Annotated in this window: 16 protein-coding genes; 9 read left to right on the top strand and 7 right to left on the bottom strand. The window is 52.2% G+C overall.

Annotated elements, in window-relative coordinates; all coding sequences use genetic code 11:
* Window positions 1-103: 103 nt before the first annotated feature.
* On the bottom strand, window positions 104-1,099 hold the full coding sequence (yhjD, locus tag A6U95_RS06860; RefSeq protein WP_021181810.1) for an inner membrane protein YhjD: 996 nt from the start codon (window positions 1,097-1,099) through the stop codon (window positions 104-106).
* Window positions 1,100-1,420: 321 nt separating this feature from the next.
* Here yhjD and A6U95_RS06865 point away from each other — a divergent pair, with 321 nt between their 5' ends.
* Window positions 1,421-2,287, top strand: coding sequence for a crotonase/enoyl-CoA hydratase family protein (locus A6U95_RS06865; RefSeq protein WP_065683951.1), 867 nt, complete (start codon window positions 1,421-1,423; stop codon window positions 2,285-2,287).
* A 19-nt stretch (window positions 2,288-2,306) separates the two neighbouring features.
* Here the strand turns inward: A6U95_RS06865 and pdeR are convergent, their stop codons facing one another.
* Window positions 2,307-4,298, bottom strand: a complete 1,992-nt coding sequence (pdeR, locus tag A6U95_RS06870) for a cyclic di-GMP phosphodiesterase (protein ID WP_065683952.1) — start codon at window positions 4,296-4,298, stop codon at window positions 2,307-2,309.
* A gap of 411 nt (window positions 4,299-4,709) precedes the next feature.
* Here pdeR and spy point away from each other — a divergent pair, with 411 nt between their 5' ends.
* A complete protein-coding gene (gene spy / locus A6U95_RS06875; protein WP_065683953.1) occupies window positions 4,710-5,213 on the top strand; it encodes an ATP-independent periplasmic protein-refolding chaperone Spy in 504 nt (167 codons plus the stop codon).
* A 70-nt stretch (window positions 5,214-5,283) separates the two neighbouring features.
* Here the strand turns inward: spy and A6U95_RS06880 are convergent, their stop codons facing one another.
* Window positions 5,284-6,504, bottom strand: a complete 1,221-nt coding sequence (locus tag A6U95_RS06880) for a Tm-1-like ATP-binding domain-containing protein (RefSeq protein ID WP_065683954.1) — start codon at window positions 6,502-6,504, stop codon at window positions 5,284-5,286.
* Window positions 6,505-6,889: 385 nt separating this feature from the next.
* Between A6U95_RS06880 and A6U95_RS06885 the strand changes: the two genes are divergently transcribed.
* Together A6U95_RS06885 and A6U95_RS06890 are read left to right on the top strand one after the other, a co-directional pair.
* Window positions 6,890-7,426 (top strand): TetR/AcrR family transcriptional regulator, encoded by a 537-nt coding sequence (locus A6U95_RS06885; protein WP_226906696.1) that lies wholly within the window; start codon window positions 6,890-6,892, stop codon window positions 7,424-7,426.
* 409 nt (window positions 7,427-7,835) lie between these two features.
* Window positions 7,836-8,687: a helix-turn-helix domain-containing protein gene (locus tag A6U95_RS06890; protein ID WP_065683955.1), complete on the top strand. Its 852-nt coding sequence runs from the start codon at window positions 7,836-7,838 to the stop codon at window positions 8,685-8,687.
* On the opposite strand, the gene A6U95_RS06895 is transcribed toward A6U95_RS06890, so the two are convergent.
* Genes A6U95_RS06895 through A6U95_RS06905 form a run of 3 tightly spaced genes read right to left on the bottom strand, consistent with a single transcriptional unit; the run spans window position 8,677 to window position 12,012 of the window.
* Window positions 8,677-10,464 (bottom strand): ATP-binding protein, encoded by a 1,788-nt coding sequence (locus tag A6U95_RS06895; protein WP_065683956.1) that lies wholly within the window; start codon window positions 10,462-10,464, stop codon window positions 8,677-8,679. The two genes, A6U95_RS06890 and A6U95_RS06895, sit on opposite strands and share 11 nt — an antisense overlap.
* Window positions 10,461-10,955 carry a molybdopterin-dependent oxidoreductase gene (locus tag A6U95_RS06900; RefSeq protein ID WP_024527650.1) on the bottom strand — a complete coding sequence of 165 codons (495 nt, stop codon included), beginning with the start codon at window positions 10,953-10,955 and terminating at the stop codon, window positions 10,461-10,463. The genes A6U95_RS06895 and A6U95_RS06900 overlap by 4 nt, the downstream gene beginning before the upstream one ends.
* A 22-nt stretch (window positions 10,956-10,977) precedes the next feature.
* The gene (locus A6U95_RS06905; RefSeq protein ID WP_065683957.1) at window positions 10,978-12,012 is read right to left on the bottom strand and encodes an ADP-heptose--LPS heptosyltransferase; all 1,035 of its coding nucleotides are present in this window, start codon (window positions 12,010-12,012) and stop codon (window positions 10,978-10,980) included.
* 230 nt (window positions 12,013-12,242) lie between these two features.
* Between A6U95_RS06905 and A6U95_RS06910 the strand changes: the two genes are divergently transcribed.
* Window positions 12,243-12,785: a hypothetical protein gene (locus A6U95_RS06910; RefSeq protein WP_065684038.1), complete on the top strand. Its 543-nt coding sequence runs from the start codon at window positions 12,243-12,245 to the stop codon at window positions 12,783-12,785.
* Between the two features lie 37 nt (window positions 12,786-12,822).
* Here the strand turns inward: A6U95_RS06910 and A6U95_RS06915 are convergent, their stop codons facing one another.
* Complete coding sequence (locus A6U95_RS06915; RefSeq protein WP_065683958.1) at window positions 12,823-13,905, bottom strand: mechanosensitive ion channel family protein; 1,083 nt, start codon at window positions 13,903-13,905, stop codon at window positions 12,823-12,825.
* Between the two features lie 395 nt (window positions 13,906-14,300).
* On the opposite strand from A6U95_RS06915, the gene A6U95_RS06920 reads away from it, so the two are divergent.
* The 4 genes from A6U95_RS06920 to A6U95_RS06935 all read left to right on the top strand — a co-directional run bounded on the left by A6U95_RS06920 (window position 14,301) and on the right by A6U95_RS06935 (window position 21,979).
* On the top strand, window positions 14,301-15,866 hold the full coding sequence (locus tag A6U95_RS06920) for a PTS transporter subunit EIIC (RefSeq protein ID WP_065683959.1): 1,566 nt from the start codon (window positions 14,301-14,303) through the stop codon (window positions 15,864-15,866).
* Window positions 15,867-15,878: 12 nt separating this feature from the next.
* The gene (locus tag A6U95_RS06925) at window positions 15,879-17,231 is read left to right on the top strand and encodes an adenylosuccinate lyase family protein (RefSeq protein ID WP_024527647.1); all 1,353 of its coding nucleotides are present in this window, start codon (window positions 15,879-15,881) and stop codon (window positions 17,229-17,231) included.
* A complete protein-coding gene (locus tag A6U95_RS06930; RefSeq protein ID WP_065683960.1) occupies window positions 17,224-18,432 on the top strand; it encodes an amidohydrolase family protein in 1,209 nt (402 codons plus the stop codon). The genes A6U95_RS06925 and A6U95_RS06930 overlap by 8 nt, the downstream gene beginning before the upstream one ends.
* Before the next feature lie 298 nt (window positions 18,433-18,730).
* Window positions 18,731-21,979, top strand: coding sequence for a S8 family serine peptidase (locus tag A6U95_RS06935; RefSeq protein WP_065683961.1), 3,249 nt, complete (start codon window positions 18,731-18,733; stop codon window positions 21,977-21,979).
* Window positions 21,980-22,005 lie beyond the last annotated feature (26 nt).

Below are 22,005 nucleotides of genomic sequence, written 5' to 3' on the forward strand. Positions count from 1 at the left end.
AGTCTGGTTTTAGAGCTATTGACTGCTTTTTGGTTTGATTATCGAAATAAAAAACCAGTCGCAACCTTGCGACTGGCATGAATGCAATGCTGATGGCGGATATTCACTTGCCCTGCGGCAGGGTTTTGTCCTCTTTATACTGTGCCGTGGCGATCCAGGCGGCGCAAAACAGCGTCAGGCGGGCAAAAAAGTAGAAGAACGCCATCAGCCCGATCACCGAGCCAAAGGCGGCACCGGAAGGCGATTTGGCGACCTGCGGCAGCGTCATGGTCATCACAAACTTGATCGCCTCAAAGCCAATTGCGGCGATTAGCGTACCGCGCAGCAGCGCTTTTTTCTTCGGCTTATGGCGCGGCAGCATCCAGAAGATCCACAGAAACAGCAGGTAGTTGGCAAAGATGGAGATCGACAGCGCGATCAGCGTCATCGCCGGCCGTAGCCATTCAATGCCATCCAGCCCCAACGCATGCACGATGGCCGCCTGGGCAGAACCCGCAATCGAGGTTAACGACAGCGTGACGATCAGTGCCACCACCAGTCCGGTTAATGAAATAAAATCGCGGGTGTAGCGAAAATAGATTTTCTCCTGATCCTGCGGATTACGTTCCCAAACGTCACGGGACTGGGCGCGGATCGCCTCACGCAGGTTACCCATCCAACTGATGCCGGAGTACAGCGCCAGCGCCAGGCCGGTCAGGCCGACGGTGGTACGTTGCTGAATGGCGGTGTTCACCGTGTTCTTCAAGGTACTGGCCAACGTGGGATCGCTGATGCTATTGACGATCTTGTTGATCAATTCGGCCAGCAAATCCGGGTTAGATGCCAGCACAAAGCCCACGGCGGCAAACGACACCATCAGGATCGGGATCAGAGAGAGAAACGAGAAGTAAGTAATGGCGGCGCCAAACTGGCTGCCAAGACGGTCGTTGAAGCGTTCGGTGGCTCGCAGCAGGTGAGCGATGGTGGGCCAGGCTTTAACGCGCTCTATCAGGCGAGCGAACCCCGAAAGGCCTTTATCCAGTTTTTGGTTGCCGGTTTTGATGGCGATCGTCGGTTTCTCAATGGCCTCAGGCTGCTCTGGAGCGGCTTTATTCTGCATTACGTCACGGTATCCTTCAGGTAAATCAATGGGCATGTGCTTGATTATAGCCAAATATGCCCTCGATTTGGTCGCTAATGGACGAGATTGGGTTAATTCTGATGATGGCTCCTACCAACCGCTGCGAGCAAGAACGTTCGATTTTGTCCTCTTCACCACACGTCTGTTTTTCTGCCGGATCCCTGCAATTTTATCTATCTCAGCGCCAGGAAGGCTTTTACTCATCTTATGGCGCGCGCTTTTTTACCCGGTTTGCGCCTACTGCAGCCGTAGGGGCTGGAACGGTTATCTCCTGAATCAATAGATAAAATGGAAGGTCTTATGAAATTATTCAATCATCCCACCTGTCGCCCATTTACCGAAGCGGGCAACCTGTCGCAACTTTCCGCTTATTACGAGGAAGATCGCCACATTATGTGGATGCTAATGCGTGCAGAGCCTCGCCCTTGCTTCAATCAGGCACTGATCGAAGACATCATGACGCTGGCGCAGGCGGCGAAAGAGTCGACGTTGCAGTTCGACTTTTGGGTCACCGGCTCGCTGGTGCAAAACATGTTTAACGTCGGCGGGGATCTGAGCTTTTTTGCCGAAGCGATCAAAAACCGCAAGCGTGAGGCGATGATGGCGTATGCCCGGGCCTGTATCGACTGTGTGCATGCCGCAGCACGAGGCTTTGATACCGGAGCCATCAGCATTGCCATGGTGGAGGGCAGCGCGCTAGGGGGCGGTTTTGAGGCGGCATTGGCGCACCATTTTGTTTTGGCGCAGAACAATGTGCGGATGGGATTCCCAGAAATCGCCTTCAATCTGTTTCCCGGTATGGGGGGTTATTCACTGGTAGCCCGCAAGGCAGGCATGCGCTTGGCAGAAGAACTGATCTGGAGCGGGGAATCTCATACTGCCGAATGGTTCGAAAGCTATGGGCTGGTGGATAAGCTGTTTCAACCGGGGGATGCCTATATGGCGACTCGTACCTTTATCGACACCATCAGGCCCAAGCTGAACGGTATGCGTGCCATGTTGCGCGCTCGTCAGCGGGTATTGCAGTTAACCCGCTCCGAGCTGATGGATATTACCGAGGATTGGGTGCATTCGGCCTTTACCATCGAGGAGAAGGATCGCCTGTACATTGAGCGGTTGGTGATCTTGCAGGATCGGCACACGCTTAATCAGCGTCACGCTGGCTAAGCGTTAATTCCCGCCCGCATCACTTTGGTGATTGCGGGCTATAGGTTTTCAGCCACTGTTCCAATTGCTCGGGCAGCATCGGCCGGGCGAACAGGAATCCTTGTTTTTCATCGACTCCTACGCAGTCCAGGAAGCGATTTTCACTGTCTGTCTCAACCCCTTCGGCAATCACCTTGAACTGTAGCGCTGCGGCGACCGCGACGATGGCGCGTATCAGTGATTGTGATACCGGGGCCAGATTGACGCCGCGAACAAAGCTTTGATCCAGCTTGATGGCGTCCAGCGGGATACGTGCCAACTGGGCCAGAGAGGAGTAGCCGGTGCCAAAATCATCCAGATGTACCTGTGCACCCAAGGCCCGTAGTCGGGCGATCACCTCACGCGCCCGGTTTTCATCTTCTATCAGGCTGCTTTCGGTCAGTTCAAAATCCAGCGTGCAGTGAGAAAGTTGATTTTCTCGCAGTACCTCAACCAGATCGTTTACCACGCTGTCATCCACTAACTGCCTGGCGGAAAGGTTAACCGCGATGCGCAGATTCAGCCCTTGCTGTTGCCAAATGGCTGCCTGTTTAGCGGCGGTTTGCAGCACCCAGCGGCCAAGTGGGGCAATCAGCCCGGACTCTTCGGCGTAGGAGATAAACTGTAATGGTGGGATCAGCCCGCGCTCCGGCGAATCCCAGCGGACCAGCGCCTCTACGCTGTGCACGGCGCCGTTGAGCGTTGTGATCTTGGGTTGGTAATACACCACCAGTTGCTCCTGTTCCAGCCCCTTACGCAGGTTGGTATCCAGCCACATGTATTCGGCAACGCGGCGGTTCATTTCCGGCGAGAAGACGATAAAGGTGCGTTTGCCGTGTTCCTTGGCAACGTACATGGCGGTATCGGCGCTGCGGATCAGGCTGTCCAGATCGTGGCCATGTTGCGGGCACAGGGCAATGCCAATCGAACAGCCGGTGTAGACCTCGATCAGGCCGATGCGGAAGGGCATTTGCAAGCGATCGATAATGCGCTGTGCCAGCTCTTGCAGCATGATCCGGTCGGCCTGGGTAACCAGCACCAGAAATTCATCGCCTCCCAGACGGGCAAGTTTTTCTCCATGATCCAGGCAACTGAGAATGGCGTGGGACACCTCGATCAACAAGCGATCGCCAAACATATGCCCATAGGCGTCGTTCACTTTTTTGAAGTTATCCAGATCGAGATAGACCAGCCCAATGTGGCTGTCACCGCGTTCGCTAATCGCCCGGTTAATATCATCCTGAATGGCGTTGCGGTTTGGCAGGCCGGTGATGGTATCGGTATTGGCCAATAGCCGCAGGCGTTCCTGGGCGCGGCGTTCTTCGGTGATATCCGTGCCGGAACAGATCAGGAACACCTCTTTTTTGCCGCTGCCGCTGTGGACGAACTTGTTGCGGAACAGGAATAACCGCTCGCCTTTGACCGTTTTGATCCAGCGCTCCACCTCATAGGAGGCCCCGTTGCGAAAGAAGGTGGCAATATTGCGCCGGGATGCAGCGGCCTCTTCGGGGCTCATAAACATCTTGAAGACGTTTTTGCCGATCACATCCTGTTCCTGCAGGCCGGTATACTCTTCGCTCAGGCGGTTAAAGCGCTGGACGCGGCCGTGTTGGTCAACGATGACAATGACGGAATTAGCCTCTGACACCACCTGTTCGGCAAACGATAGGCCGTGCACCAAATCACGTGCCACGGCCTCGGTATCGGTATAGGCAGAGGCGGTACCCGCCCACTCTAATTTATTGACCCGGCGGCCGACCAAATGCAGGTGGATGGGTTGGCCGCTGAGCAGAATGGTTAGATCCAGGCTGGCGGTGACCCCGCTCAGACGGCGGATTTTCGCTGCCTGCATTTCGTCGAGGGCCACGGCAAGGTGTGTTTTGCCTTTGATTGCCGTCAACTGCAGGGCATTACTGTCAAACGCCAGATGCCAGTAAGGGCTGCTGGTGCCAAAATGGGTGTTTAGGAGTATCGGGCCTTGGTCTGCGAACATGTTCATTCCTCAAAAAGGGACAGCCGGACCCTACGCTGCAACCTGAAAGACGATGGGGATCGCGTGAACGACGTCTGTATAGAGTGTAAAAGAGAACCGCGCAGTGTGCGAAAATCAGTTTTTGGCTTCGTTGAGCCAGGGTTGTGGCTAGGGATGCTAAATTAATCCCTGGCTGGAGGTGGACAAAAGCCACACTAATAATTACGCTTGGGCAATGTAATCTTCCAAATAACAGACGCCTTCTCCATAATTTATTCATAATTGACGAATATTACCATTTTTGATTTTAAAAAATTTACACTCCATCGCATTACTATATATTCATGCGCATACTATTATTTCCGACGACGAGATAGTGAGCCTGTTAACGTACAGCGCTCCTGATGAAGAATAACTTTTAAGGAAATAATTATGCGTAAACTGACTGCTTTATTTGTCGCTTCAACGTTAGCTCTGGGTTCTGCTTCTGCCGCCTTCGCAGCCGACACAACTACCGCCCCGGCAACCGCATCGGCCACAACCGCCGCCCCGGTGAAAATGATGCACTATAAAGACGCAAAAAGAGACAGTCCTTTTGCTGGCTTGAACCTGACCAAAGAGCAGCGCCAGCAGATGCGCGATATCATGAAAGAGTCGCATCAAAAACGCGGCCCGGGTGCTAAAGACGAGCGCCAGGCACTGCACAGCATGATCGCTTCGGAAAGCTTCGACGAAGCCAAGGCAAAAGCCCAGATCGATGCGATCGGTAAAGCGCAATCTGAGCACATGCTGGAACGCGCCAAAGCGGAAAACAAAATGTATAACCTGCTAACGCCAGAGCAGAAAAAACAATACAATGAGAATTATCAGAAACGTGAGCAGAAGATGATGGAGCATATGAAAAAAATGCGCGATCATGTCCCTGCTGCTGAATAATTAACATTGCTGTCAAAATAAAAATGCCGGGTTATTTGCCCGGCTTTTTTTATTTTATTTTCTGACAGGATTATTTAGACGTAGCAGCAATGGCATTAAATTGTTCGATAATAACCGCGGCGAACAGGGGATCGTTGATATGGTACGGCACTTTGAGCAACCGGCGTTTTGCGGTCTGTACCAGCGTCCGTTCCAGCGAGTGAACGAAAGCGCCCAGCGCCTGTGGATCCCAGAAGGGCTGCCCTGGCGCATCCAAGGTTGAAAAGCCCCCCAGCGGTACTACAAAGCATACCTCCCCGGCACAGGCGTTCAGCTTGCTGCCAATCCATCGCCCCAACTGGGTATTCTCCTGCGCCGTGGTGCGCATCAGCGTTACCTGGCTGTTGTGGCAATAAAATTGACGATTGGCGTAGCGGGCCGGAATGGTTTTCGGGTGACCGAAGTTGATCATATCCAGCCCTCCGCATGACATCACACCAGGGATCTCAGTGCGGGCAATGGCCCCAAAGCGATCTTCGTTGCAGGCCAACACGCCATCAAACAGATAGTCGCACACCTCGGTGGTGGTCAGATCCAATACGGCGTTGAGCAAGCGGCTGTCGATCAGCTTTTCCATAGCCTGGCCACCACTGCCGGTAGCGTGAAACACCAGGCAATCCCAGTCGTGCTCAATGGCGCTGGTCACGGCCTTGATACAAGGCGTAGTGACGCCAAACATGGTCAGGCCGGTGGCGGGTTTGCTGTCGGCATCATCATCGATATGAAAGCGGATGGCCCCGGCTATCTGGTTGGCGGCATTGCACAATACCTTGCGTGAAATGCGATTTAGCCCGGCGATATCGGTGACGGAATACAGCATGGCAATATCGCTGGAGCCGACATAGCCGGCGACATCACCCGCAGCCATACTCGATACCATCAGCTTTGGCAGGCCGATGGGCAACTGTTGCATGGCGGGCGTGATGATTGCGGTGCCACCAGACCCGCCCAAACCGAGTAGTGCAGCAATATCACGGCGTGAGAGCATGAAGCGCTCAAAAGCGATAGCCATGGCCGCAATCGCCTGCCCGCGATTAGCACAAAAAACGGCTTGTTCACCTTCCGGATGGTAACCCGCGATCTCATGTGCAGAAACGTCCGCGTGATACAGAGAAGGCTTACCGGAAGTGGAGAGATCGAGGGTGATGACGGGTAAATCGAGATTGGCGATCAGATGACGGACATATTCCAGTTCTTGTCCTTTAGTATCTGCTGTGGTAGCAATATAGACAAAACCTGGGGTGCTGCTCATCATCTTTTCCTGAAAAAGGTTCAGACAAAAGTCTGAACAAATTGATTTTAATGCTATTTTTTATTGTAGGTTGTGAACCCTGGTGTCGGACAATAAGGTACTATCGTTTATTTGTTGGTCATAATGAGACTGCCGTATCATTTTTGCAAGCATTAATTTGTTTAAAGTGAGACTTGTGTCCCGTTTTTGGCTATCTTAGCTATGATTTTTTACGCTGCCGATGGGCCAGGATCTGTCGGTGAGGCTGTCTATCGTATTGACTCCAAGGCTGGAAGATACGAGGAAGTTCGAGGAAAACGTGCCAATATCCGCATTTCCCGCTCCGCGGGATGAATCTTTGACACATACTCGTGCCAAAACCCGCAGCTTGCTGCTGGCCTGTGCGATGGAGCTCTACGATGGTGGTGTCTTCCCTTCGATTACAGAGCTAGCGGCGCATGCGCAGGTCTCCCGTGCCACCGCTTATCGCTATTTTCCCACCCAAAGCGCCCTGATCTCCGCCGTTGTGGCGAAAAGCCTGGGGCCGATCCTTGAATGGCAACCGCAGGATAACGATGCGCTCAAGCGCATTCATCAACTGTTGGCGTTTGCCTATCCACAGATGGAGCAGCATGAAGGCGCGCTACGTGCGGCGTTACAACTATCGCTCCAGCAATGGGCTAACGCGACGCCCGGCGAAAAGTTTGTGCGTGGCAATCGCAAGCGGCTGTTGAAGCTGGCGGTGGAGCCCTTGCAGAACAAACTCCCTGCTGAAGCCCTGCAACGCGTGATCCACGCCTTTTCGCTGATTTATGGTTCCGAGGTGTTCCTGGTGCTGAAGGACATTTGGGGTTTAGAGCTCGATGATATTCAAGATGTGACCCAGTGGATGGCCAAAGCCATCATTCGCCAGGCTGAGGAAGATGCCAACGCTGGAGGGTAATCTGCCGATCGAGGTTGGCCATGCTGACGGGCCGGGGAGTGTTCTCCGGCCTTTTCATTGGGTTTTGGGCAAATAAAAAACCGGAACCCTTGCGGGCCCCGGCTTAACGAGGGGTGAAGCAATTAACTCTGCGGTTAAACTTGCTCAGCTTGCAACTCCCTGTCGATACTTTAATCAGGTGTTGTGGCCGGCTTATAATTTCCCTGGTGTCGGTATGGTTATTACTGACTTATCGTTCTACTATCGTTTTTATAATACATCACTTCTGATACCATGTTTGACCATAAAAGATGGTATGTCAAGCAAGCTATTAGGCTAAGATTGTATAGTATGCGAGATTTCGATAACGTTTTTGTACGTATGGGTGTCAAAGCGACTGAAAAATCAGCGAGATATATCGAAGGATAAAATGTTTAACAATCATCAAAAATTCGATTCGCAGTCGATTGCAGGCAAGGTCAGGGAACTCTTTTTGCAGCATGGGATCGGCAAGCGACAACATGCCAAGGAGCTCAGCCGCATTTTGGATCTGAGTTTTTCCCATGCTCACCGCAAGCTGAAAGGCCAGAGCCCATGGACGCTGGAACAAATCAACAGCGTGGCACTGGCCTTGGGAGAAACGCCGGCGTCCATCGTCGACATTCTCCCCGAAAGCGAGCCTGTTGGGTCCACTGTGGCACAGGGTGCCATCTTTTCTGTGGCCGGGGTGGCGTTACCTTGTGTGGCGCACATTAGCAGCGAGCTATTGGGCAGCAAGCAGGCCGAATTTGTTGGCTTGCAGCAGGATGGGCAGTGGATCGTTTATCGAGCCAGCGAGGCTCCACAGGGCAAGCGTTTTGTTGTCGAACTGATCGAGATCCGTCCCGGCCATATCGAAGACGATCGCCTGAGCATTGCGGTATTGGATGATGCACATCAGGCCGCTGATGAGCTAACCAAGTATCTCAATAGTCAAGGATTCAACGCCGTGGCTTTCTATGACGTCAGCAGTTTCTGCCAGGCGCTGGCCAAAAACCCGTTTGATGGCTACGTGGTGGATTGGTTGATAGGCCATGAGACGGCGCAGAGATGCATTGAAACCATTCGCACTTCCGATCATGCAGATGCGCCGATCCTGGTGCTGACCGGCCAGTTGGGCACCGATTTGCGTGAGTCAGAGATTGCCAGAGCGATGCGCGATTATGACGTGCTAGGCCCGTATGAAAAGCCGGTGCGGCTCCATGTGATCGAAGCCGCACTGCAACGGTGCTTTAATCTGTAGCGACAAACAGCGACGTGAGTGAGGTGGATAGCGCCTCCATGCGTACCGGTTTCATCAGATAATCGTCAAACATGGCGCGTTGCTCGCTAGGCAGCAGCTCAGGCGTATAGGCGCTGATACCGATAATCGGGATATTACGGTTCGGGCCACGCTGGTCACGCAGCTGTTGTGCCACTGCCACACCATCGATGCCGGGCATTTGCAGATCGAGCAGCAAGGCATCGTAAGGCCGCCGCAACAGCTTTTGCAGCGCACGTTCCGACGAGTCACACAGCTCATATTGATAGCCCAATTTGTCGAGCAGGGCGATAAAGGCCATGCCTGCGGCAGGATTGTCGTCCACCACCAGGATGTGCTGCTCTTTTTTCAACAGCGTCGCTACCGGGCGTGGGCTTTGCTCTGGCAACTGTTCTTCACTGATCTCAACAGGGATGCTGACGATAAAGGTGCTGCCTTCTCCTACTTCGCTGTACACCGTGATCGTGCCATCGAGCAATTCAACCAGGCCGTGGACGATCGCCAACCCCATGCCAACCCCGCTGTATTGGCGAGTATTTGACTGATCGAGTTGGGTAAAGGGCTCAAAAATCTGCGGTAGCAGGGCATTGTCGATACCGATGCCAGTATCCGTAACTTCAATGATTAACGAACTCCCCGCAGGTTGGCTACGCAGGCAGCTGTGCAGCGTGATGGTACCGCTTTCGGTATATTTAAAGGCGTTGGTCAGCAGGTTAACCACGATTTGCCTTAGCCGCTGCGGGTCGGAATAGACCTGCGCATGGGTAAACTCCACTTCACGTACCAGTTTGACCCCTGGTTTATGGGTCAGCATGGCGATTTCATCCGTCGTTTCGTCGATCACCTGTTGGGCATTAAAGGGAACAATGCGCAGCTCCATCATGCCGCTGTCCAGGCGTGCATAATCGGTGAGATCCTTCATCTGGCTTTCTATCTGCTCGGCGGCAGTTTCCAACCGGTGGAAGGTATCCTTGTGCTCATGGGATACGCGGGTATTGGTCAGCACATCAATGGCGGACATAATGCTTTGCAGCGAGGTGCGAAGTTCATGCCCGATGGCCCCGAGGAAGGCGTTTTTGGTGCGGATAGCCTTTTGCTCTGCGCGAATGGCCTTCGACTGTTGGCTGATGGTTTGACGCTGCTGGCGGATGACGATCAGCGTGATGGCAATCAGCGCGATCACCGAGAACATGATGATCACCAGGCCATAAAAGATGATGTGCCTTTTCTCGATAAAATCTTCGTAAGCCCCGGTACGCTGCTTCACTTCAGCGTGGTCCGCCAGGTTGGCCATCATAATCGCGGAGGGTTTGATCTGTTGCATGGCCTGCGAAATCAGCCCCAGATCTACCTGAGGGCTGTTGACCAACTGATCCAGCTGAGTTATTTCTTCGCGCATCCGTTCAACGAGCTCGGGATATCCAGGTTCGTGGTACAGCGGCAGGGTCGATTCTGACGGGCGGGCGAGCACCGAATAGCGAGAATAGAGAATATCGAACCTTAGCCTCAGGTTATCGATATCCACCTGATTGGTGCTTTTTTGCTGTTCCACCAGGGTTTCAAATTCCGCCAGCTTGATGGCGAACTTGGCGATCGACCAAGAGTAGTTTTCCTGCGTACCGGCAACGGCATACAGCCCTTTTTTGGACAAGGTGGCACTGTAGTAATACAGCGTCACCGTCGAGGCGAGCAGGAATAAGGCGGCAAAAATGGCCGGAATAGCCAATCTGCCACTGTCTTTGAACCTGACTAACTTCATTTAATGACGATCCTGTTGATCTGCCAGATAAAGCGCGAGTTATACAGCGGAGAGTTGAGCTCCGCACCCCCGGCATCGCGAGGATAGATCAGAAACAGCGGCCCGAAATCGCGCACCTTTAACATTTCCCCGCCCATTTTATAGGCCAGGATCATATTGTATTTAGCCACGTCCGAGATGGGCACATCAATATAATAATCGTTCAGCGCGTAGAGCGTCATCATGGTGCCTTCGGCACCCACTTTAGCCAAAATATCAGCCAGCAATACGCCATCGAATTTTACTCTGGGCGTCCACGAAGTGGTGGTCGTGATGCTGTGGACCGGCATGGCAAACAGCTCTTTATCGGTAAAGACATAGGTTTTATTCTCGGCGTCGGTGGTGTTTTTAATCTTGCCGCCGACTTCCAGGGTGAAACTGAGAGCGCTGGTTTGGGTAATGACCAAAGCCAGCAGGGCAAACGCGGTATTTCTTATTGCGGTCAACAGCATCGGTAGTTCTCCAGACCGGGGATCAGGCCCACGGCAATTCGTTTAGCATCAGGGTAGTAAAGGCTAGTTCGACCTGCTCCAGGTCATGCTTTCTGGCGCTGGCCTGCACGTTGTTCAGCTCGGGGATGGCAAAATAGACAGGCTGACATAAAGGATAGTCTCGCACCCGCAATTCGGGAGCGATTGAGGTAAAGAAGGCGGTGGTTGGGACATCGTAGCCAGCGGCAATATGCACCGCAGCGGTATCCGATGTCAGAACATAGCGGGCATGCTTCACCCAGGCCAGGAAATCAGCAGTAGCGGTGGAAAGCGGTTGAATATCCACATAATGCGGATGATCCACCGCGCCGAACCCCAGCACCGGGCAGGCAAATTTCTCCCACAGGGTGTTCACCAATGGCACATGGGCACTGGCCGGGATGCTGCGTAACGGCGTACTGGCGGTGGGGCAAAACAGCACGTAGGGCTTATTCTGCCAGCGCTCAGGTAATGGCGGCAGACACAGTTTTTGCATCCAGCGGTTGGCTTTCGCCGCGGCAGGAATAGCGGCAGGTTCAACGCCCAGCGCCTGCAGGAAGAAATCAATCATCGGCAACGTGGTGAAGGCTGGCCAGAACAGCTGATTACCGGCATCGATACACAGTTCTTGCTCTGGAATATGCTCTGCCTTCCACGGCAGCCAACGGAGATCCGCCACCACGCCTGCCGCCAGATGATAAAGCTGATCGACATAGTGGGGCGCGCGCCCTGGCCGGTAGATAATAGTGTGCAGGTTGGAATTAAACTCGCGCAGCGCCTCAAGCGCGGTCAGGCCAATAATGGAATCGCCCAGCGTTACGCCCATGCCATTAATGATGTGCACGACAGATTCATTACAATAATCCACGCTGAAAGGAGCCGCAGCGGCGTTGCGGATACCGCGGTAGCCAGCCAGGCTAAAATAATCACCGGAAAAACTCTCCTGCTGCTCAAGATCCCATGAGGCGACCATGACGCCGTCTGCTGTCAGCAAACTTCCCCGGTGATATAACACTTCATCCTTTGTTAACACTTCCATTATTTGTCCTGTCTACGAAGGCGCGGCTAAGGCTTGGAGGAATAGGCAAAAGAATGGCAGAAAATGCCGCACTTTGCAGGTCAGAATAAGCTAAATAGCATTAAAAAGACTGGAGTGTGAACTTTATCCGAATAACAGCAAGAAAGCCTCTCAAATCAATAGATAAGATGCCAACCATGTTTTTTTCCGCTAGATTGTCTTCAATGGATAATGATAAGCAGGATAATGAGATGAAAAAGAGCGTACTGGCATTGGTTTTGGTGATGATTACTACCCCTGGCGTTAGGGCCGAAGAAACCGCCGTGGTGAAAGACAGCGTGAAAAGCGTGGTCTCTGGCGTTATTGCTTCAGGTAAAGATGCGCTCAGCGGCCTGAAAGATGGCGTGGATGATGGCCGTCAGTCAGGTAGCAGCGTTGATGGAGCCATCATTGTGACCGACAAAGACAATCTGGTTAAAAATGTCACCGCCTCGGTTTCCTCCATTGAGAAAGTTGCGGCTCAAGAATATAAAGTGACTCTTTCCCTACGCAATAAAACCGACAAAATCGTACGCCTGAGTAATCTGAACGAAAGTAAATCATTGATGCTGTTAGACAAGGAAGGTTTTGTTTCACCGCTAAAAACCGCATTGGTGCCAGGAGACGCGGATATTACCATCCCGGAAAATGCGGCAATCCGGGCGCGTTATGTTTTTGCCGGCGTTGAAGATACGCCAGCCATGCTGCGCCTTTATGGATTGGAGATCCCGGTACCCGCTGTCTCAAATCCGTAAGTTGCCTACTTGAAGGCCACCTGTAATAAATGACAAATCACCGCATGTCCGAAAGCGACCGGGGTGGCGATTTGTCGTTCGCTTCTTCCTTACCTGCGGGTATCTCGTTCTTCTGGTTGTCGAAGTAAAGCGTGCTGCTTGGGAAAGCAAAGTCAGCGCCATGCTGATGGACGATATCAATGATCTTTAGGTAAACCGCCTGTTGTACCGTCAGCCACTCACCCCAAGCGGTTGTCTTGGTAAAGCAGTAAATCATGATATTTAATGATGAATCACCAAATAAATTAAAATTAACCAACAGGGTTTTGCTCTGATCGATATTACCGTCCGATTTTAGCATAGCCAATATATCCTGGGTAATGCCTGCTATCTTGTCCGCATCTTCATAGCGCAGGCCGATAGAGGCTTCGATACGGCGATTGGTCATTCTGCTCGGGTTTTCAACGCTGATCGATGAAAACACAGAGTTTGGAACATATAATGGCCGCTGATCGAAGGTGGTTATCTTGGTCATTCGCCAACCCACCTCGACAACCGTACCCTCGATGTTTCTATCCGGTGAGCGTATCCAGTCACCAATTGAAAAGGGACGATCAAAGTACAGCATGATGCCAGAGAAAAAGTTACTTAGGATGTCCTTTCCGGCCATACCGATGGCAATGCCGCCAATCCCGCCGAACGTCACCAACCCCGACACGCTCATGCCAAAATGCTCGCCATACAGCAGTATCATGATAACGACAATCGTGGCTTTTAATATGCGGGAAATAATGTGCGTAGTCGTGATGTCTCGCCCTTTTTGGATTTGATTCTTTTCCAGACGATTGATCATTAAAAACAGTTTTCTAAGCAAAATCAAAGAAATGAGAGTGGTGCAGAAAAAATTGATGGTACGGGATGAAATAAATGAGATTTTATACGCAGCAACGGCAATTTCTGCGTAGCCACCGAGTATGGTAATAATACATACCCAAATAATAAATTGAGCAGCGTGAACGATAACGCCAAATTTCCCCTTTTCTCTTTCACGGTCATAGATAGTCAATCCAATAATAGCAACAATACAAACTGCCAATACGCTAACGCTGGCTATATTATTAGAAACAAACTCGCTATCCATATCATCACCCCTAAATTCTTCTTATATGCCAGGCTCATTTTCTCTCAATAGCTTTTCACAATAGTAGCTCAATTGAGGAACTCAATCCGGTTTGAGCGATCTGATCAAGAGCCAACTCTCATTGTCGGGTTGAGTTATGCCGATCATAGCACCGGTACCCAGAAATCAACGATGCCAGATGCAGAAGACTGTGCAAAAAACAGGGGATAAGGGCTAGGCCAGAAGGCTGGTAGCCATACATATGCAGTATGGTGGTCAGGTGAGCTCCTGTTTTCGGCCTTCGCCCTGTTTTTTGACGGGCAAAAAATGAGCCTTGAATCGGCCAGTATTTGGCCTTGATGGCGGGAGCGTCGGCATTGTTTGATAGAGCGGTAAAGTAAACCAGGGGCCAGATAATGAAATCCAACTTTAAAAACGAAATACAGACGTTTGGGCGTTCCCTATTATTGCCTATCGCCGTGTTAGCCCCGGTGGGGATGCTAATGGGGATCTGTAGCGCGCTGGGCCAGGCGTATATGATCGATAAACTGCCGTTTTTGGGCAATGCCTACTGCAAGGCGATCCTCTCTTCGGTGGGATTAATCAGCAGCGTGGTGTTCCAGAATATTCCATTGCTGTTCGCCATGGGGGTCGCTTATGGCATGTCGAAGAAGGAAAAGGGCATTGCGGTCTTCGCTTCGGTCATCGCCTATCTAACCTTACTGATCTCCATGCACGTGCATCTGAAAGTGATGGACCAATTGGTGACGGAGAATATGGCGTTGGTCGGGCAGGGCATGGTGCTCGGCATCCACACGCTGAAAATAGAGGCGCTGGGAGGGATCATTGCCGGTTTGCTTGCCGCCAAGGTGACAGACCGGTTCTATCGGCTGCAACTGCCGTTGGCCTTTGCCTTCTTTAGCGGGAAGAAATCGGTCGCCATTCTATCGATTGCCTTCACCATTCCGGTCGGCCTGCTGATCCCATTCGTGTGGGATGTGTTTACCTATGGGATGCGGAGTATCTCGACCGTGATGATGGCGCCGAACATCGGTGCCGGGATCTACATGACCCTGAACCGTTTGCTGATCCCGTTTGGCTTGCACCATGTCCTGAGTTCGACGGTGCGCTTTACCGAAGCGGGTGGCACCTACCTGATTGATGGGCAAACCTACGTTGGCATTCTTCCCGCCATGAACAAGATCCTGTTTGAACTGGGGCCTAACCATCCGGCATGGAATGAGTTCATGCCAACGCTGTCCAGCTACCTGGCTTCGTCGCAGATGCTGACCACGTTGTTCCGCGTCCCGGCTATCGGGCTGGCGATGTACCACATGGCCTATTTCAAAAACAAGAAATTCGCCAAAGGGATGATCCTGACCGTAGTGCTGACGGCATTCCTCGGCAATATCACCGAGCCGCTTGAATTCTCCTTCCTGTTTATTGCGCCGCAGCTCTTTGTTATCTATGCGATCTTGTGCGGCCTGTTAACCATTCCTCTGCAAATGTTGGACGTCTCGATTGGCTATATTCGCGGCACCATCTTTGACTTCGGCATCTTTGGGCTGATGTACGAAAACACCCATTGGCCGAACCTGCTGCTGCTGGGCGCGATTAACTTTGTGGTGTTCTATGGCGTGTTCCGCTACGCCATTGGCAAGTTTGATATCAAAACGCCAGGCCGCGAGAAAGAGATGGCGGACAGTGCACTGCTCAATAACAAAGAGTACGACAAGGTGGCGGAGCTGGTCGTAGAAGGACTGGGCGGCAGGCAGAACATCAAGCGGGTAGAAAACTGCGTGTCGCGGCTGCGTATCGACCTTGGCGACCAGAAGCTGATGAACATGGAGTTGCTGAAAGAGGCGGGCTCATTGGGGACCTTTATTCCCTCCAGCAACCATATTCACGTTGTCTTCGGGCCACACGTCGAGTTTGTCCGTAACGCGGTAGATGACAATCTTGCTGGCATCCAGCAACGTTAAGAGGAACACAGCATGCGCGCACTTTATGATTCCAAAAGTAAAACCATCGACCATCAGGGTATGAAAGACCTGTTTACTCATGAAGCCAGAGTACAATCATGGCTTGATGTGGAAGGCGCTCTGGCGATGGCGCAGGCTAAGGTCGGTATGATCCCTGTTGCTGCGGCAGAAAATATCGCCGCCAACTGCCAGTTGGAGCGGATCGATCTGGCGGAGATCGACCGTTTGATGCGCCAGATTGGCCACGGGTTTGTGCCGGTGATCAAGGTGTTGGTCAAGGCTTGTGATGCAGAAAGCGGCAAGTACGTGCACTACGGCGTGACGACCCAAAACATCCAACAGACGGCCCATCTGCTGATCGTGCAGAAATTCCACCGTCATCTTATGAAGTTTGTCGATGACACGCTGGTCAATCTGGCCCGCCTGGCAAAGGCACATAAAAATACCCTGATGGCGGGGCGGACCCATGGCAAACATGCCTTGCCCATCACCTATGGTTATAAGGTTTCCGTGTGGATTTATGAGTTGCTGGCGGCGGTGGAGCGTATGCAAGAGGCAGAAAAGCGCGTCTTCACCGTGATGATGGGCGGTGCCGTGGGGGCCTTTCACGCCACGGGGGAAGCGGGCAGGACGGTGCAGGATCTGGTCGCCGAACAGCTCGGGATGCATTCGATGCTGGTGCCTTCACGTAACGCCAGAGTGTTCCGCGCCGAGTACATCAGCAACCTGTGTTTGCTGGCAACCACCCTGCATAAAATTGCCGAAGAGGTTTATCAGACTTCCAGCGAGGAGTTTGGCGAAGTCTCCGAGGCGTTCACCAAAGGCACCGTGGGTAGCAGCACCATGCCGCAGAAGGTCAATCCCAAGCTGGCAAAGGGCATCATTGCCAACGCCCAGAAGCTGTATTCGGTGATGACGGCGGTGCTCTACGTCTGTCCAAGGCCGTTTGAGGCAGACAGCTCGGCTTATTTTATCTTTGATGCCAGCCTACAGGAAAGCATTGAGCTGATGGCCGAGATTATCCTGCGTGCGGAGGAGCTGACGCGCACGCTGGTGATTAACCCTGAGCGGATGCATGAAAACGTGATGCTGACGCACGGGCTGATCAACAGCGAGAAAATCATGATGAAGCTGGTGGATAAGCTGGGTAAGGATCCGGCCCATGAGCTGGTTTACACCATGGCGATGCGCAGTACCCATGAACACCTCGAATACGGTGAAATACTAAGCCAGGATCCGGTCATGGCCGAAAACTTCACGGCGCAGGAGATTGCGGAGCTGCTGGATCCCGGTGCTTATACTGGCCTTTGCGCCGTCTTGGCCGATGAACTGGCAGACCGGGTCTTGGAGAGAAGCCATGGATGACCAGCGCTCCGGAGTTATCAAATCCAACCGGATCGTGTTCCCCGACGGTATCAAGGCCGGTTATCTATTGGTGCAGCAAGGGCAAATCAGCGGGTTTGTAAGCCACTTTTCCGGTAGCTGCATCGACCATAGCGAGCGGATCATCATGCCCGGCTTTGTCGATATCCATGTGCACGGTTGGGGGCGGGGTTCGTTCGGCTACAAGGGCAATAAGGCGTCGCTGAAGTGGATGAGCCACGATTTGATCAAGGCTGGTGTCACTTCTTACCTGCCCACCTCCGGCACGATGCCAAATGATTTCCTTGAGACGTCGTTAATGGAGGCAGCCGACTATATTGCCACGGCAACGCCAGCGAACGGAGCCGAAGCCATCGGTATCCATATGGAAGGCCCTTACATCAGTGAAAAACATCTCGGTATGCAGCGAGCCGACTGCCTGCAACGGCCAAGCGTTGAGGGATTCGAGCGTTTTAACCATCTGGCGGGCCGTAACATCCGCCTGATGACGCTAGCGCCAGAGCTGGAAGGGGCGTTGGATTTGATTCGCCATCTGCGGGCGCAGGGGATCACCGCGTCGGCAGGGCATACCGATGCCACCTTTGCTGAGGTTACGGCAGCGATAGAGGCGGGATTAAATCACTTCACCCACGCTTATAGCGGGATGCGTGGCTTCCATCACCGTGAGCTCGGGGTGGTTGGTGCGCTGATGTACTATCAGGATACCTATGCGGAAGTTGCGAAACAGAGCGGTATCACCATCAAACCGGAGGCATTTGATCTGCTTTATCGCCTGAAACGCGATCGGCGCATGGTGCTGATGAGTGACTGTATGGGCTATGTTGATTTCCCGGAAGGCTATGAGTTTCACCATTACCTGCGCAAAGAGACCTTCCGTATTAAACAGGGGCAGTTAGAGATTACCTCAGACGGTGGCGATACGCGCCACGTTTGCCCCTGTGACTACGGTGCGGTCCAGCAACTGGAGATGAACTTTCTCGATTCAGTGAAGAACATCGTCGATCGTCTGGATAATGGTCTGATGTCCGTCGCCAGTATCGCTTGCGAAAACCCGGCGTTTCTGGCGGGCGCGCAGAGCCGGAAAGGGTCACTTTGCCCGGGGAAAGATGCCGATATTCTGGTGCTGAATGAAGGGTTGGATCTGGTGGAGGTCTACTGCCGGGGCGTTCGTCAGACACTGTAACCTTACCTAATGCACGGCCAACGTTGGTTGGCCGTTGTGCCCTCCAATCCCTCCTAGCCAAAACTCCCAGCGGTACAACCTCAAAAAATTTCGGCGATTTTATTGATGAAGGCCGTCACATAATCTAATTATTTGAGGGACTGTAAAAAAATATGTTGATATTTATCAATATGTGTCAGTTCAAAAAGTGAGCAAACTGCGGGTGCTCGTTTGAAATGGTATACAAATCAATAAAAAAGGTGTGGCCAACTTGGCACAAAGAAATATCTCTGTGAGCATTATTGAAAGGAATATCAACATGAATTTGATTTCAAAGGTATTTTTTCACAAGGCTTGTCAACAACCCAACAAAATAAATCAAAAACAGGGGAAAAAAGTAACGCTTAACAAGTCACTCATTGCCTTGACTATTTCCGCCGCAATCTCGCCGATGGCCGGTGTGGCCACCGCAGCTTATGTGGAAACAGGGCAAATTGGCGATAAAGCCAGTTGGGAAACAGAGGAATACAGCAAGGATTGGGGCATAACTGCGATGAAAGCATCCAGCGCCTATGCGCTGGGGTACTCTGGGCAAGGGGTTAACGTTGGCGTAATGGATTCTGGTGCTTTGTTATTTATTCATCAAGATCTTAACGGCGATCGCTTCCATGCCGTCCAGGCTAATGGCATCTACGGTTCGTCCGGTTTGCGTTACCCACAATCGGCTCCGGGGTTACAGGGCGAATATATCGAGGGTGAAGCATTTGATATCAGCGGCCAATGGGTAGCCGGTGTTAACGATGGCCATGGAACCCACGTAACCGGCACCGTTGGGGCTAATCGTGATGGTGAAGGCATGCACGGTGTTGCCTGGGGCGCCAATATTTATGTCGCTAATACCGGTGGCACAGATAGCAATAACTATGGCCCGTTCCAGGATTATCAGTACTTCTATACCGGTTGGAAAGCGCTGGTTGATTCCGGTGCAGAGGTGATTAACAACAGCTGGGGCACCAACATTCGTATTGTCGACAACGGGTCAACCGGCAGTGACGGTGGCAATACCGGTGTGCATATACCGGCCAATAACATGACCCAGTCAGAATATGAGTACTTTTATTTCAATAAAGTCTACGAAGATAATCCGTCCTTTGTTGATGCTGCCTATGATGCCGTGAAAGACACTACGGTGGTGCAGATATTTACCACGGGCAACCGCGATTTTGCCAATCCATTCTATCGTGCACTTTACCCTTATTATCACCCTGAAGCCGAGCAGCACTGGATTGCTGTTGCCGGGTTGCAACGGGTAACCGGTACCGATAAATACTCTCTCTCTTATACCTGGAATGAGGCTGGTGAGGCCAAATGGTGGACCGTGGCTGCGCCGGGAAATGGCATCTACTCAACCACGGTGAATGCGACAACCGGGGCTCCGGGCTGGGGGAACTCATCAGGTACCTCCATGTCGGCTCCCCATGTGGCTGGTGCCATGGGCGTACTGCTTTCACGCTATCAGGATATGAGCGCTCTTCAGGTTCGTGATGTGATGTTCACCACCGCCAGCCACCAGAACCCAGACGGTAGTACGTTGGCCAACTGGACTGCGGCTGACGGCGTTCCCGATGTTCGCTACGGCTGGGGAGTGCCCGATCTTGATAAAGGTATGTATGGGCCCGGTCAGTTCCTTGGCAAGGTTGAATACAACATGGCCACAACACCGCTTGATGTCTGGAGTAATAACATCAGCCAGCAAGCGCTGGATGCGCGTAAACAAGAAGATTTGGCCTGGATACAGAACTATAAAGATCAGGGTATTGCGGCAGGTGGAGCCTATGAGCTGGGTAATAGCTTCGTAGTCAATGACGGTAACAGCGATCCGACGGATCATATCGTTAGCCAGGAGGATGCAGAGAAATGGCGGCAGGATTATTACGCTGCGCGTGCTGCTGCTATTGAGGCCAAAATTGACGCCGATCTCTATACCGGTTCCCTGGTTAAACTCGGTACGGGTACGTTGATCATGACCGGTGATAACAGCTATCAGGGGAATACCACCGTGGAGAACGGCGCCCTGTATGGCTTCACTGAATCCTTTGGTAGCGGCACCGTGGCGGTGAATGGCGGTAAGTTCGGGGTCATTGGCCACTATAACGATACGTTTACGCTGAAGGGGCCACTGACATCGACAGCAAGCCATAAGGCTAATATTGACGTCAATGCCGGGGGCACTTACGTCGTCAGCACGGATGAACATGTCAATGTGGGTCAGTTGACCTTTAACGATGGTTCGATGATTACTGTGGGCTCCAACGACAGGGACGTGTACGCAGACGTGTTTAATAATGGCACCGTCGCTGTTGGCACGGTCACCGCTGATGCCTTAACCGGTGTTGATAAGGCCATTGCCACACCTCAGTACGCGTTCTTCAACACCCAGGTCGAGGTTTCTGGTAATGCCCTCACCGCCAGTTTTGGCCGCAATGATGATGTGACGTTTGCCTCTTACGCTTCAAACCACAATGGCCGCTCTATTGCCAATACGATTGAGGGCACGGGTAGGGGGATACTTTTCAACTCCCTGCTTATGGCATCTGGCGAGGAGGTTAGTAATACCTACAACTCACTCGGCAATGATATGTACCTCAATACGCAAAATGCCAGCATCGTTAATTCAATGACTATGTCCCGTGTTATCAAGGATCAGGCGGTTGGCATAGGTGGAGGGCGTTATGTCGAAACGGCCGATGGTTCGGGCCGCTTCTGGATGGCACCTATAGGTAGCTGGTCTAATGTGGATTACGGCCAATCCAGCATGGACGTCGATTTCTTCGCGGCCTTAATCGGCAGTGAAATCGATGTGAGCAGCAGCACTAAACTCGGGCTGTACTTCGGGGCGGGTAGCACCGATTTCAAAGGGGGAAGCAGCGGTAAAATCGACAGTGACGACCTGCACTTCGGGGTTTACGGCGTATCCAAAATCGCTGATGCGGCTTCGCTGAATTATGGTGCGATGTACACCAAGCAGGATCGTGATGCTAATCGTACTTTGGGTGTCCTCGATCAGGTTGGCACAAATTCTGTTTCCCCAAATGTGGATATTACCCAGCTGTTTGCAGAAGCGGCCTATTCAGGATTCAATACCGATAGCTATTCCGTTGAGCCTTATTTCGGTATCAGCTGGATGCATATCAAATCCGACGGCTATGTGGAAACGGTTAACAATATGGTGTTTACCACCAACGTTGATAACCAGGATCTGCAGGTCACCACCCTTGGCGTGCGTACCGCGGTGCCATTTACCTTGGCTAACCTGGATATGGCAGTGAAAGGCGATCTGTATGGTACCCACTTCTTCGGTGACACCACTCCAGAAGCGACAATGTCTCTTGCAGATAGCGGAGTAGCCAGGATCCAGGGTGGCAAATTATCTAACCTGGTTGGCGTGGGGTTAGGTATTGAAACCAAGCTCGGTAAAGCAACCACCTTCGGTCTGTCATACACCGGTGCCTATAATAGCGATATCACTTCAAACGGCTTTTACGCCAAGTTAAAAATCGATTTCTAGAGTTATAACGCGATAAAACAACCACT

The sequence above is a fragment of the Serratia sp. 14-2641 genome (assembly GCF_001692375.1).
Taxonomy (GTDB): Bacteria; Pseudomonadota; Gammaproteobacteria; order Enterobacterales; family Enterobacteriaceae; genus Chania; species Chania fonticola_C.

Excerpts from the sequence above, each read along its gene's own strand:
- spy (WP_065683953.1), top strand. The coding sequence starts at position 4,710 with ATGCGTAAACTGACTGCTTTATTTGTCGCTTCAACGTTAGCTCTGGGT.
- A6U95_RS06900 (WP_024527650.1), bottom strand. The coding sequence starts at position 10,955 with ATGCTGTTGACCGCAATAAGAAATACCGCGTTTGCCCTGCTGGCTTTG.
- A6U95_RS06930 (WP_065683960.1), top strand. The coding sequence starts at position 17,224 with ATGGATGACCAGCGCTCCGGAGTTATCAAATCCAACCGGATCGTGTTC.
- A6U95_RS06925 (WP_024527647.1), top strand. The coding sequence starts at position 15,879 with ATGCGCGCACTTTATGATTCCAAAAGTAAAACCATCGACCATCAGGGT.
- A6U95_RS06885 (WP_226906696.1), top strand. The coding sequence starts at position 6,890 with ATGGAGCTCTACGATGGTGGTGTCTTCCCTTCGATTACAGAGCTAGCG.
- A6U95_RS06890 (WP_065683955.1), top strand. The coding sequence starts at position 7,836 with ATGTTTAACAATCATCAAAAATTCGATTCGCAGTCGATTGCAGGCAAG.
- A6U95_RS06865 (WP_065683951.1), top strand. The coding sequence starts at position 1,421 with ATGAAATTATTCAATCATCCCACCTGTCGCCCATTTACCGAAGCGGGC.
- yhjD (WP_021181810.1), bottom strand. The coding sequence starts at position 1,099 with ATGCAGAATAAAGCCGCTCCAGAGCAGCCTGAGGCCATTGAGAAACCG.
- A6U95_RS06915 (WP_065683958.1), bottom strand. The coding sequence starts at position 13,905 with ATGGATAGCGAGTTTGTTTCTAATAATATAGCCAGCGTTAGCGTATTG.
- A6U95_RS06935 (WP_065683961.1), top strand. The coding sequence starts at position 18,731 with ATGAATTTGATTTCAAAGGTATTTTTTCACAAGGCTTGTCAACAACCC.
- A6U95_RS06895 (WP_065683956.1), bottom strand. The coding sequence starts at position 10,464 with ATGAAGTTAGTCAGGTTCAAAGACAGTGGCAGATTGGCTATTCCGGCC.
- A6U95_RS06880 (WP_065683954.1), bottom strand. The coding sequence starts at position 6,504 with ATGAGCAGCACCCCAGGTTTTGTCTATATTGCTACCACAGCAGATACT.
- pdeR (WP_065683952.1), bottom strand. The coding sequence starts at position 4,298 with ATGTTCGCAGACCAAGGCCCGATACTCCTAAACACCCATTTTGGCACC.
- A6U95_RS06905 (WP_065683957.1), bottom strand. The coding sequence starts at position 12,012 with ATGGAAGTGTTAACAAAGGATGAAGTGTTATATCACCGGGGAAGTTTG.
- A6U95_RS06910 (WP_065684038.1), top strand. The coding sequence starts at position 12,243 with ATGAAAAAGAGCGTACTGGCATTGGTTTTGGTGATGATTACTACCCCT.
- A6U95_RS06920 (WP_065683959.1), top strand. The coding sequence starts at position 14,301 with ATGAAATCCAACTTTAAAAACGAAATACAGACGTTTGGGCGTTCCCTA.